Genomic DNA, 11,628 nt, shown 5'->3' with positions numbered 1-11,628 from the left:
AATGAACGCCGGTCGGGCCCTCGATGGTTGAGGCGGCCGTCCCCGCGGCGGGCGCTGGCACCCGTCGATGTGTGGGAACTATCCTCGGGCCACGAGCCAGTCGCCATCCGACGGAGTGGTCGATGCTGAAAGGTCTGGCAGTGGACCGGCACGCGCAGGGGGACAGCCGCAGAGCCAACCTCGGCGCGCTGTTGCGGCGCGTCCACCTGACCGGCCCGGTCACCCGCGTCGAGCTGGCCGAGTGGATGGGCGTCAACCGCAGCACGGTCATGGCACTCACTGCGGAACTCGCGGCGGCCGGCCTGGTCCGGGAGGTTCGGGCCGGCGGAAGCGGCCGGGCGGGACGTCCCTCGCATGTGGTCCGGCCGGCCTCGGACGCCGTCTACGTCATCGCCTTCGACATCGCTGTGGACCGTCTCGTGGCCGCCCGCGTCGGGCTCGGCGGTGTGGTGTCGGCGCGGCTGGAGGCGGAACGGCCACGGGCCGGGGCCGACCTCGACTCCGTGGTCTCGGTGCTCGCCGACTTCGGGCGGGCGCTGCACCACGCCGCGCCACCCGGATCGGTGTGCGTCGGCGTGGGCGCCTCCTACTGCGGGATGATCCGGCCGGGCGACGGGATGGTCCGGTTCGGACCGGACATGGGGTGGGTGGACCAGGCGTTCGGCGCCGAGCTGGCCGGGCGACTGGATCTCGGCCTGCCGGTCCTGGTCGGCAACGAGGCGCACCTGGGGGCGCTGGCCGAGCATCAGCGCGGCGCCGGCGTCGGGGTGCAGAACCTGGTCTACCTGCACGGCGACGTGGGCGTGGGCGGCGGCATCATCGTGGGCGGGGAACTGCTCGACGGCGACGGCGGGTACGCCTCCGAGGTGGGGCACATGCTCGTGAACCCGTACCAGGGGCGGCCGTGTGGCTGCGGCTCGCGCGGGTGCCTGGAGGCCGAGGTCGGTGAGCGGGCGCTGCTCGACGTCGCGGGCCGCCCGGCGCAGGAGAAGGGGCGCGAGGCGGTACGCGCTGTGGTCGCCGCCGCCGTGCGCGGAGAACCGGCCGCGCAGGACGCGCTGCGGCACATCGGTGACTGGCTGGGCATCGGCGTGGCGAACGTGATCAACCTGTTCAACCCCGGCGTGGTGATCTTCGGGGGCACGCTCAGCGAGGTCTTCCCGGTCTGCGCCAGTCACGTCCGCAGCCGCATCGCCGCGAACGTGCTGCCCATCTCCCGCGACAAGGCCCGGCTGCGCGTGTCCGCGCTCGGCTACGACGCGACCTTGATCGGCGCCGCCGAACTGGGCTTCTCACCCTTGTTCGCCGACCCCCTGGGCGTCCCCGCTTCCAGCTGAGCCCGCGCCGTGCACCGCCACGCTGCCAGCCCTCTCGATCGCGTTGATCTTGCACTTCCGGCCCTGACAAAGCGCGCCAAAGCGACATCCCAGGGGCCGAAACCGCAAGATCGCCGGGCGGGGGCGGGGGCGGGGGCGGGGGCGGTCAGGGGGTCAGGCGGTGGGTGAGCCAGGGGAGCAGAGCTTCGCCCTGTAGGCGCTGGAACGCCCGCACGGTCGGGATGCCCGGTGGCGGTGGCTGGCGGGCGCCGTCGAGGAAGAACCCGGTGAACCCGGCCAGCACTCCGGTCAGGTCGGCCGGGTCGACACCCGCGGTCAGCGGCCGGGCGGCCAGCAGCGCGTCGGGGTCGTGCCCGCCGTACACCTGCACGTTGACGACGGTGAGCAGCGTGTCCAGCCAGGCCGGCCCGCGACACGCCCACGGCCAGTCGACGACGGTGACCGATCCGTCCGGGCCGAGCAGCAGGTTGTCGGCGCGGACGTCGACGTGGCAGAGCGTGTCGCCGTCGAGCGCGGCCAGTCCCCGGTCGGCGGCAGCGCATAGTTCGGGCAGGTGGGACCGGGTCCACGGGTCGAGGTCGGCCGGCGGGTCGGCCGCGAGGCGCCGCCAGCCGCCGAAGTCGTGGGCGAGCTGTTCCGCGGCGGTGGGGGTGGTCGCGGCGGCGGGCGCCGGGGTGAGCGCGGCGGCCATCGTCTCCAGCGTGGACAGCACGGCGGCAAGCTCGTCGGCCCGCCACGGGGTGACCGGGTGCCGGCCCCCGACGTCGGCGAAGACCAGCGCGATCCAGTGCCCGTCGTCGTAGCTGCCGAGCAGCCGGGGCGCGGGCGTGTCCGGCGGCAGGGCGGCGGCGATGCGGGCCTCGGCGCGGTGCAGGTCGGGACTGCGGTCGTTCTGCGCCGGGCTGACCGCCTTGACGAAGGCCCGGCCACCGCCGGCGGTGCGGACGCGGTCGGCGGTGCCGGGGGAGAAGCCGCCCGACTGGGACTGCGCCGCCACCACCCGGTCGCCGAGGACGGCCTCGACCCCGTCGCGTACGTGTGCGGGCAGTTCGTGCCAGTGCAGCCGGGTCTTCGTCACGGTCCCACGGTGCGTGCCGCCCGCCGTCCGGGGCAACCGGGTTAATCGTTGCGCGTGTAGTGAAGGACGACCACGCCGGCGTCGAACGGGCGCGCCGAGGTGAGCGTGAGCCGCCGCGGATCGAAGCCGCTGTCGACGAGCTTGATCCCGCTGCCGACGACCACCGGGTTGAGCTTGACCACCATCTCGTCGATCTCGTCGAGGAGCTGACCGGCGAGCTGCCCGCCGCCGCAGAGCCAGATGTCGCGCCCGGGGCGGGTCTTCAGCTCGCGGACGAGGGCCACCGGGTCACCGTCGACGACGTTCACGTCCGGGTAGTCGGCCGGCGGCAGGGAGCGGCTGAACACGTACTGCTCCAGGTGGGCGTACGGGCTGGTGACGCCGAGCTTCAGGCCCGGCTCGTAGCTGCCGCGGCCCATCAGCACCGTGTCGAAGCGGCCGCTCGGCGGGGAGTCGATGCCGAGCTGGGCGTGGGCGAACGTGGGCAGCGTCTGGGGCCAGTCGGCCACCAGGTGGGGCGCCAGGTCGGGCGTCAGTGGGAGGAAGTCGAACGTCCCGTCGGGCGCGGCGATGAAACCGTCGAGGGTGCTGGCGACGAAGTAGACGAGCTTGCGCAAACCGGCTCCGATATCCGAGGTGATCCACGACGGCTGTCGTGGTTCGGAGATGAATGTACAACACCTGTCGTGGTTGTTGCTAGTGTGTTCGCGTGGCCAGGAATCCGGAACGCCGTACCCTGCTCGCCGACGCCGGCCTGCGGGTGCTCGCCGACGCGGGCGCGCGCGGGCTGACCCACCGGGCGGTCGACGCCGAGGCGGGCGTGCCCACCGGCACCACCTCGAACTACTTCCCGTCCCGCGCGGCGCTGCTCGCCGGCCTGGCCGAGCGGATCTTCGCCCGGATCGCGCCCGACCCGGCCGTGCTCGCCGACCTCGGGCGCCGCGAGCCGTCGCTCGCGCTGATGACCGACTACCTGCGCGACATCGTCGCGCGCACCACCCGCGAGCCGGGCCTCACCCGGGCGCTGTTCGAACTGCGGCTGGAGGCCGCCCGCCGCCCCGAGTTGCGGTCCGCGCTCGGCGGCGTGCTGCGCCAGGGGTACGCCGACGACGTCGCCCACCACCTCGCCGCCGGCCTGCCCGGCGGGGCGTACGAGGTGGCGCTGCTGCACTACGCGGTCGACGGGCTCCTGCTCGACCTGCTCACCACCTCGATCGACGCCGGGTTCGACACCGATCAGGTGGTCTCCGACATCGTCTCCCGTCTGGTCGGCGGCGCCACCGGCTGAGCGCCCTCGCCCCTCCCGGCGCACGTTAAGCCGGGGCGGCCAGCGGGAACGCTGGCGCGGACGCCCCTGGGAAGGAGCAACGGATGAGGGAACGCACCGGACTGACCATCGGCGTGCTCGGCTCCTACGGCGGTCGCAACCTCGGCGACGAGGCGATCCTCACGGGTCTGCTGGACGATCTGCGCCGTCACGAGCCCAACGCCCGGATCATCGTCTTCTCCCGCAACCCGGCGCACACCGCGCTGGCCCACCCCGAGGTCGAGGCGGTGCCGTGGGAGGGCGTCAGCCGGGTCGACTCGTCCCCGGTGCTCAACCAGCTCGACCTGCTCATCCTCGGCGGCGGCGGGATCCTCTACGACAAGGAGGCCCGGCGCTACCTGCGGGTGGTCCGGGTCGCCCAGGAGCGAGGGCTGCCGCTGATCACCTACGCGGTCGGGGTCGGCCCGCTCAGCGACACGCTGGACAGCGGCATGGTGCGCGAGACGCTGGCGCAGGCCGTCGAGGTGACGGTCCGCGACCAGGAGTCGCGGATGGTGCTGGAGGAGGCCGGCCTGGTGAACCCGATCACCGTCACCGCCGACCCGGCGTTCCTGCTCGAACCGGAGGAGTTCCCCCAGCAGTGGCTGCGTGAGGAGGGCGTGCCGGCCGGCTCCCGGCTGGTCGGGCTCAGCGTGCGCGAGCCGGGCCGGGCGGCGGAACGGCTCGACGTGGACGGCTACCACCGCCTGCTCGCCCAGATCGGTGACTTCCTGGTGCACCGGATCGACGCGTACGTGCTGTTCGTGCCGATGGAGCGCGACGACATCCGGCACTCCCACGGTGTGCTGTCGCACATGACCGCCGCCGACCGGGGCCGGATCTTGCACGGGGACTACCGCCCGGCGCAGATCCTCGGGCTGATGCGCCACTTCGACCTCGCGGTCGGCATGCGGCTGCACTTCCTGATCTTCGCGGCCATGATGGGCACGCCGTTCCTGCCGCTGCCGTACGCCGGCAAGGTCTTCGACCTGGCCCAGCGGCTCGGTGTGCCGGCGCTGCGCGGCGTGGAACGGGAGGTGGAGGGCCCGTTGCTGGCCGAGGTGGACCGGTTGTGGGACGAGCGGGCGGCGCGGGCCGACGAGACCGCGCGCCGGGTCGCGGAGGTCTGCGAGCAGGCACGCGGCACCTCCCAGGTGACCCGCAGCGTGCTGGACAGCATCCGGGCCCGCACACTGACGCCGGCGGTGTGAGCCGGGCCGTCAGACCGCCGGGCCGCGCCAGGCGTAGACCCACTCCCGGCCCGGCTGGTCGTCCGACTCCAGCTCGTAGATCTGCGCCTCCGCGAGTCCCTTCGACCCGAGGTGGTGGTGGGTCAGCGGCGGGCGGCCGTTGCTGTCCAGCTCGACGGTGACGGTCTCGCCGTCGGCCGCGCCGCCCACCAGAGGGATCTGCACCGTGGAAGCCATGCGCCCATCGTGCCCCGGCCGGCCCGCCCGCGCAGGGGATCACGCGGGGCAGCGGATCGGACACACCGCGTACTAGGGTCCGGGGATGGCGCACCCGACGATCGATCCGGCACTCGGTCCGGTCCTCGCCCGCACGGGCGACGAACGGGCGATCCTCGACGCGTTCCTCGACTTCCACCGTGCCAACGTGCTGAGCAAGGCGCGCGGCCTGACCGACGCCGACGCAACCCGACGCCTGGTGCCCTCGCTGACCACCCTGGCCGGGCTGCTCAAGCACCTGACAGTGGTCGAGCGGAACTGGTTCCGCTGCCTGTTCGCTCCCGAGCCGGGCGACGTCTACGTGAACTCCCAGGCCGACGCCGACGCCAGCTTCACGCTGCGCCCCGGCGAGACGGTCGAGGCGCTGGCCGCTGCGTACGAGGCGGCCTGCGACCGGTCCCGCCAGATCGCCGCGCGGTTCGACCTCGGCCACGTGGTGCCGCACCCGCAGCTCGGTGAGGTGTCGCTGCGCTGGGCGCTGGTGCACCTGATCGAGGAGACCGCCCGGCACGCCGGGCACGCCGACATCCTGCGTGAGCTGACCGACGGCGAGACCGGCTGGATGTGACGTCCTAGTCGCGCGGCAGCAGCCCGTCCGGGTACTCCATCCCGTCGTACGTGCACGCGGCGGCGGCCACCCGGGCGGCGTACCGGGCCGCGTCGAGGACGCCCGCGCCACGCAGCCGGGCGGCGATCACCCCGGCGGCGAAGGCGTCCCCGGCGCCGTTGGTGTCCACCACCGGTCCGGGCGGGGTGGCGGCGGGCACGTGCGCGGGCGGCGCGCCGGGGGTGTGCAGCGTCGCGCCGGCCGCCCCGCCGGTGACCAGCACCGTGCGCGGCGCCAGCCGGGCCGCCTCCGTGGCGGCCCGCTCGCCGAGCCGCGTGTCGCTGACGAAGACGAGGTCCGCGATCCGGGCGAACGGGCGGTGGTAGTCGTTCTCGCCGTCCCAGTCGTGCAGGTCGGTGGAGACCGACGTGGCCGCGCGCAGCACCGACAGCGCGTCCCGGGCCCAATCCATGATCGACAGGTGGACGTGGGCCGCCTCGGCGACGAGCGCGGCAAGCTCCGCCTCGCCGAACGGCGCCGGCCCCGACCACGGACGCGGGTCGTGCAGCGACATCCGCCGCCCGGCCGGGTCGACCAGGTTCACCGAGCGGCGGGTCCCGGCCGGCGCGTCGGCGAGCGTGGTCCGGATCGTGGTGCGCGCCAGCGCCGCCCGCACCACGTCCCCGGCCGGGTCGGCGCCCAGCACGTCGACGAGCGCCACCCGCAGGCCGAGCGCGTGCGCGGCCAGGGCCACCCCGGCGCCGGTGTTGCCGATCCGCAGGTCGATCGGCGGCACCAGCAGCGAGTCGGCGACGGGCGGCGGCAGGGCGGGCACCCGGGCGCGGACGTCCACGCCGAGCCCGCCGATCACGAGGAGGTCGACCATGGCGCCGACGATAGCGACGCCCGGCGGCCTATCCTGACTCCCCGGGCGCCGTCTTCCGGCCCCGGCGTCGGCGAGGGGGAGAAGTGCTGGTCATCCACGGGTTGTGGCTGCCCGGCGCCGGGCTCGCCCTGTGGGCCGAGGACAGCACACTCCCGGCCCGCGCGCCCCGCCGTCCCGGCCGCGTCCCGCGCGAGCGCCCGCACCCGTTCGCCGCCGGTCACGCCACGCTCGCCGCCGCGCTCGGCGTGCCGGGGGAGCCGATCTCCGTACTGCTGGACCTGCCGACCCGGGCCGGCTCGCCGCTGGACTCGCCGGAACTGGTCCGGGCCACCGTCGGGGAACCGGTCCGCGGCCCGGTCACCCGCGCCGGATGGCGGGCTCCCGCCCTGGGGTACGCCCCGGACGAGGCCTACGCGCTGCTGCGCGCGCCGATGCCGGGCCCGGTCGGGGCGAGCCTGCGGCACCTGTGCGAGCTGGCCGACTTCGCCGCCGACCTGGTCACACGCGGCCGGCTGCTGCCCGGCGTGCTCGACGCGTACCCCCGAGGCGGCCCGCCCGGTGCGGCGGGGTCCGGGCGGCGGCTGCGGGCGGTGGGCGCGGACGACGTGGTGACGGCGCGGGCGCTCTGGCGCCCGCTGCTCACCGGCACCGACGCGGCCTGGGCGCGTGACCTGGCACTGGCGTTGCCACCGGCGGCCCGCTCCGCCCGGGAATGGCGACCGGAGGCTTCGGGTGGGCCGGCTGCCGTCGCGGCGGCAGCCGGCGCGGTGGCCGTCTCGGGGCTGGCAGATGCACGGACGGGCGGCGGCGTCGTGCGCCCGCCGGGAGGGGCGGCCCGGCGAGGCGGGGCGAGCGGTCCGGCGGACGACGAGTGGGCCGGGCGGGCCGACGACGTCGGGGCCGGTGATCTGGTCGCGGAGGCGCTGGACGGGCTCGTCGACGCGGCCGCCCGGGTGGCGCTCGCCGACACCCGGCTGCACCGGGGGATGCGCCCGGTCGGCGCGGTGCCGCGCTGGCTGGCCGCGCTCACCGGACCGGAACGCGCCTTCCCGGCCGAGCCGGACGCGCTGGCGACGCTGCGCGACGAACTGGACGCCTGGCAGCGCGACGCGGCGGGCGGCGCGGTACGGGCCACGTTCCGCCTCGTCGAGCCGGCCGTCGACCCGGTCGCCGAACTGGTCGAGGACGCCGTCTGGCGGGTCGAGTTCGGCCTGCACCCGGCCGACGAGCCGGGCCTCGTGGTGGACGCCGCGCACATCTGGCAGCGGCCCGCGCCGGCGCTGGCCGCCCGCGGCGTGGAGCCACAGGAGACACTCCTGGCCGAGCTGGGCCGGGCCAGCCGGCTGTGGCCCGAGGTGGACGCCGCCCTGCGTACCGCCGCGCCCGAAGGCATGGAGCTGGACGCCGAGGGCGCGCACCGGTTCCTGCGCGAGGGCGCTCCGGTGCTGCACGCGGCCGGGTTCGGGGTGCTGCTGCCGTCGTGGTGGCGGCGTTCCTCGTCGCGGCTGGGGGCGCGGTTGCGGGCTCGCAGCCGTACCGCGCCGGGCGCTGTGGCCACCACCGCCGGGAAGCTGGGGCTGGACGCGCTCGTCGACTACCGCTGGGAGCTGGCGCTCGGCGACCAGCCGTTGACCGCCGAGGAACTGGCGTCGCTGGCCGACCTGAAGTCGCCGCTGGTCCGGCTGCGCGGCCGGTGGGTGGAGCTGGACCCGCAGCGGCTGGAGGCCGGGCTGAAGCTGCTGCGGTCCTCGGGCGAGCTGACGGTGGCCGACCTGCTGCGGATGGGACTGTCCGGTGACGACCGGGCCGGTGAGCTGCCGGTGCTGGACGTGGTCGCCGACGGCGCGCTGGGCGAGCTGCTGGCAGGCGAGGCGGAACGGCGGCTCACCCCGGCCGACCCGCCGCCCGGCTTCGCCGGGACGCTGCGGCCGTACCAGCGGCGCGGGCTGGCCTGGCTGGCGTTCCTCCAGTCGCTCGGGCTCGGCGGGATCCTCGCCGACGACATGGGCCTGGGCAAGACCGTGCAACTGCTCGCGCTGCTCGCCGGTGACCCGCCGGAGACGGGGCCCACACTGCTGGTCTGTCCGATGTCGCTCGTCGGCAACTGGCAGCGGGAAGCCGCGAAGTTCGCGCCGGGGCTGCGCGTGCACGTGCACCACGGCGCCGAACGTGCCCGGGGCGAGGGCTTCGCCGCCGCCGTTCAGGAGGCGGACCTGGTGCTCACCACGTACTCGGTGGCGGCCCGGGACGCGTACGAGCTGGCCGGCGTCGACTGGCACCGGGTGGTGGTGGACGAGGCGCAGGCGATCAAGAACGCCGCTACCCGGCAGGCCGAGGCGGTCCGGTCGCTGCCCGCGCGGCACCGGGTCGCGGTCACCGGTACGCCGGTGGAGAACCGGCTCGCCGACCTCTGGTCGATCATGCAGTTCGCGAATCCGGGGCTGCTCGGACCGGCCGCGACCTTCCGCAAGCGCTTCGCCGAACCGATCGAGCGGCACGGCGACGCCGAGGTGGCCGAGCGGCTGCGCCGGATCACCGGCCCGTTCGTGCTGCGCCGCCTCAAGACCGACCCGACGATCATCACCGACCTGCCGGAGAAGCTGGAGATGGAGGTGGTCTGCAACCTCACCGCCGAGCAGGCCGCGCTCTACCGCGCAGTGGTCGACGACATGATGGCGAAGATCGAGTCAAGCGACGGGATCGAGCGGCGCGGGCTGGTGCTGGCCACCATGACCCGCCTCAAGCAGGTCTGCAACCATCCTGCCCAGCTGCTGCACGACGGCTCCGCGCTGGACGGCCGGTCCGGCAAGCTGGAACGCCTCGACGAGATCGTCGACGAGGTGCTCGCGGCGCAGGAGAAGGCGCTGCTTTTCACCCAGTACGCCGAGTTCGGCGGCATGCTGCGCGGGCACCTGTCGGCGCGTACCGGCCGGGAGGTGCTGCTGTTGCACGGCGGCGTCGGCAAGGCCGAACGGGACGCCATGGTGACCCGGTTCCAGACGCCGCAGGGGCCGCCGCTGTTCGTCCTGTCGCTCAAGGCCGGCGGCACCGGGCTCACCCTGACCGCGGCCAACCACGTGGTGCACGTGGACCGGTGGTGGAACCCGGCCGTCGAGGACCAGGCCACCGACCGGGCGTTCCGCATCGGACAGCGCCGCCGCGTCCAGGTACGCAAGTTCGTCTGCGCCGGCACCGTCGAGGAGAAGGTCGCCGCGATGATCGCCGACAAGCGCAGCCTGGCCCGGTCGGTGGTGGGCAGCGGCGAGCAGTGGGTCACCGAGCTGTCCACCGAGACGCTGCGCGACCTGTTCCGGCTGGAGTCCGGGGCGGTGGTCGAGTGAGCCCGTCCGACCGGTTCGAGGACTACGGGCCGCCGGTGCGGGTCGAGGGCGGCCTGCGGGCGCGCAGCACCCGGGGCGCGATCGGGCAGTCCTGGTGGTCCCGGCGCTTCGTCGAGGTGCTGGAGTCGTTCGCGCTCGGCTCCCGGCTCACCCGCGGCCGGGCGTACGCGCGCCGGGGGCAGGTGCTCCGGCTGGACGTGTCGCCGGGGACGGTCACCGCCGAGGTGCAGGGATCCCGGCCGCGCCCCTACCCGGTACGGATCGGGCTGGCCGCGTACCCGGAGGAGACCTGGCGGCGGATCGAGGCCGAGCTGGCCGGGCAGGCGTTCTTCAGCGCCCGGCTGCTCGCCGGTGACCTGCCGGCCGAGTTGGAGGAGCTGTTCGCCGACGCGGGCGCGCCGCTGTTCCCGGCCGCGATCGACGAGCTGGACCAGAGCTGCGGCTGCCCCGACTTCGCGGTGCCGTGCAAACATCTGGCGGCCACGTTCTACCTGCTCGCCGAGGCGTTCGACGCCGACCCGTTCCACCTGTTGCACTGGCGTGGCCGGTCCCGCGCCGAGCTGCTCGACCGGCTGCGTACGCTGCGCGGCGCGGCACCGGGCAGCGCGGCCGCAACCGGCGGCGCGCTCGGGACCAGCGGCGTGCTCGGCACCGGCGGTTCGTCCGGGACCGATGGCCCGGACGGCGCCGGCGACGTGGACGGGACCGACGGCCGGGCGGCCGACCGCAGTGGACGCGGCGACGCGGAGGCCGGGCCGGAATCGGTCGCGGGCGCGGCGAACGGTGTGCCGGTGGTCGGCGCGGCACGGGCCCTGGCCGGGTTGCCGGCGGTCGAGCCGGACGCCGAGCTGGACCGGTTCTGGCTGGCGCCGGTGGCGTTGCCGGACCGACCGCCCACGCTCGCCACCGGCCCGGAGCTGCTGCTGCGCCAGCTCGGCCCACCCGGGGCCGCGGTCGGCGGGCCGGGCCTGGCCGAACGGCTGCGCCGGGCGTACCGGGAGTTCAGCCGCGGCGAAGCCGCGCCCCCCAGGGAGGCCGACGACGGGGAACGGTGAGCGTCCCCGCGGCTACAGCAACCGGCGGCGGAAGCGCCACATCACCGCGGCGTTGGCGACGAGCACCACCGCGCAGATAGCCCCGGCCAGCCTCCCGACGAGCACTGTCATCGCCGGCAGCGAAGCCCACAGCACGATCGTCAACAGCATCATGTACCGGCCCCGGCGGCCCTTGATCCGGTTGTCCAACCGGGTGAAGAACCGTGGATCACTCTCCCGCAGTTGGCGGGTGATCTGTTCGAACCTGCGCTGATCCTCTTGGCTGAGCATGGCGGTGCCTTCCCCTCACGGCTTCAGCGGTTCGGCGGCATACCCGGATCGGAGGCCGGTCACGCGCCGCCGCTGCTGCTGTTTCGCCGGAGCGGACAGGCGCGGACGCACCCGTGCGGAGACCTCAGCGCACACTTATCCGTACCTTAAGTTTCGGTGAGGTGGTGAACGCGCCCGGCGGTGTCGCCGGGGTGCGAAACCTCGCATCCGGGTCGTGCGCGCCCGGGTCGGCCCTGCTCCGGAGGCCGCCGCGCCCCCGCCGCCGGAACGGGCCCTGCCCGGTTGGCCTGAGCACCGTCTTAAGTGCGCTCACGAGCGCGATCGGCGCGCCTTGAGCGGGCG

The 11,628-nt window shown here is 74.9% G+C and carries 11 protein-coding genes; 6 read left to right on the top strand and 5 right to left on the bottom strand.

Annotation, left to right across the window (positions count from 1 at the left end; translation table 11 throughout):
• Positions 1-122: 122 nt before the first annotated feature.
• The gene (locus tag GA0070562_RS14835) at positions 123-1,337 is read left to right on the top strand and encodes an ROK family transcriptional regulator (protein WP_091421315.1); all 1,215 of its coding nucleotides are present in this window, start codon (positions 123-125) and stop codon (positions 1,335-1,337) included.
• Between the two features lie 145 nt (positions 1,338-1,482).
• On the opposite strand, the gene GA0070562_RS14830 is transcribed toward GA0070562_RS14835, so the two are convergent.
• Complete coding sequence (locus GA0070562_RS14830) at positions 1,483-2,415, bottom strand: phosphotransferase (protein WP_091421313.1); 933 nt, start codon at positions 2,413-2,415, stop codon at positions 1,483-1,485.
• A gap of 41 nt (positions 2,416-2,456) precedes the next feature.
• Positions 2,457-3,032, bottom strand: a complete 576-nt coding sequence (locus tag GA0070562_RS14825; protein WP_091421311.1) for a dihydrofolate reductase family protein — start codon at positions 3,030-3,032, stop codon at positions 2,457-2,459.
• 92 nt (positions 3,033-3,124) lie between these two features.
• Here GA0070562_RS14825 and GA0070562_RS14820 point away from each other — a divergent pair, with 92 nt between their 5' ends.
• Both GA0070562_RS14820 and GA0070562_RS14815 read left to right on the top strand, forming a co-directional pair.
• Positions 3,125-3,703 (top strand): TetR/AcrR family transcriptional regulator, encoded by a 579-nt coding sequence (locus tag GA0070562_RS14820; protein ID WP_091421310.1) that lies wholly within the window; start codon positions 3,125-3,127, stop codon positions 3,701-3,703.
• Positions 3,704-3,786: 83 nt separating this feature from the next.
• The gene (locus GA0070562_RS14815) at positions 3,787-4,932 is read left to right on the top strand and encodes a polysaccharide pyruvyl transferase family protein (RefSeq protein WP_091421308.1); all 1,146 of its coding nucleotides are present in this window, start codon (positions 3,787-3,789) and stop codon (positions 4,930-4,932) included.
• A 9-nt stretch (positions 4,933-4,941) separates the two neighbouring features.
• Here the strand turns inward: GA0070562_RS14815 and GA0070562_RS14810 are convergent, their stop codons facing one another.
• Positions 4,942-5,148: a hypothetical protein gene (locus tag GA0070562_RS14810; protein ID WP_091421306.1), complete on the bottom strand. Its 207-nt coding sequence runs from the start codon at positions 5,146-5,148 to the stop codon at positions 4,942-4,944.
• Positions 5,149-5,233: 85 nt separating this feature from the next.
• Between GA0070562_RS14810 and GA0070562_RS14805 the strand changes: the two genes are divergently transcribed.
• Positions 5,234-5,755, top strand: a complete 522-nt coding sequence (locus GA0070562_RS14805) for a DinB family protein (RefSeq protein WP_091421304.1) — start codon at positions 5,234-5,236, stop codon at positions 5,753-5,755.
• 4 nt (positions 5,756-5,759) lie between these two features.
• Here the strand turns inward: GA0070562_RS14805 and GA0070562_RS14800 are convergent, their stop codons facing one another.
• Positions 5,760-6,620, bottom strand: a complete 861-nt coding sequence (locus GA0070562_RS14800) for a carbohydrate kinase family protein (RefSeq protein ID WP_091421302.1) — start codon at positions 6,618-6,620, stop codon at positions 5,760-5,762.
• Positions 6,621-6,703: 83 nt separating this feature from the next.
• Between GA0070562_RS14800 and GA0070562_RS14795 the strand changes: the two genes are divergently transcribed.
• A complete protein-coding gene (locus tag GA0070562_RS14795; RefSeq protein WP_091421300.1) occupies positions 6,704-9,961 on the top strand; it encodes a DEAD/DEAH box helicase in 3,258 nt (1,085 codons plus the stop codon).
• Entirely contained in the window at positions 9,958-11,016 is a 1,059-nt protein-coding gene (locus GA0070562_RS14790) for an SWIM zinc finger family protein (protein ID WP_091421298.1), read from the top strand. Before GA0070562_RS14795 ends, GA0070562_RS14790 begins: the two co-directional genes overlap by 4 nt.
• Positions 11,017-11,028: 12 nt before the next feature.
• On the opposite strand, the gene GA0070562_RS14785 is transcribed toward GA0070562_RS14790, so the two are convergent.
• Positions 11,029-11,286, bottom strand: a complete 258-nt coding sequence (locus tag GA0070562_RS14785) for a DUF3040 domain-containing protein (protein ID WP_091421296.1) — start codon at positions 11,284-11,286, stop codon at positions 11,029-11,031.
• Positions 11,287-11,628 lie beyond the last annotated feature (342 nt).

The sequence above is a fragment of the Micromonospora tulbaghiae genome (genome assembly GCF_900091605.1).
Lineage (GTDB): Bacteria > Actinomycetota > Actinomycetes > Mycobacteriales > Micromonosporaceae > Micromonospora > Micromonospora tulbaghiae.
Note: the sequence above shows the minus strand (reverse complement) of the source record. Positions and strands in the feature narration are given on the sequence as shown.

Excerpts from the sequence above, each read along its gene's own strand:
- GA0070562_RS14835 (WP_091421315.1), top strand. The coding sequence starts at position 123 with ATGCTGAAAGGTCTGGCAGTGGACCGGCACGCGCAGGGGGACAGCCGC.
- GA0070562_RS14815 (WP_091421308.1), top strand. The coding sequence starts at position 3,787 with ATGAGGGAACGCACCGGACTGACCATCGGCGTGCTCGGCTCCTACGGC.
- GA0070562_RS14810 (WP_091421306.1), bottom strand. The coding sequence starts at position 5,148 with ATGGCTTCCACGGTGCAGATCCCTCTGGTGGGCGGCGCGGCCGACGGC.
- GA0070562_RS14805 (WP_091421304.1), top strand. The coding sequence starts at position 5,234 with ATGGCGCACCCGACGATCGATCCGGCACTCGGTCCGGTCCTCGCCCGC.
- GA0070562_RS14800 (WP_091421302.1), bottom strand. The coding sequence starts at position 6,620 with ATGGTCGACCTCCTCGTGATCGGCGGGCTCGGCGTGGACGTCCGCGCC.
- GA0070562_RS14785 (WP_091421296.1), bottom strand. The coding sequence starts at position 11,286 with ATGCTCAGCCAAGAGGATCAGCGCAGGTTCGAACAGATCACCCGCCAA.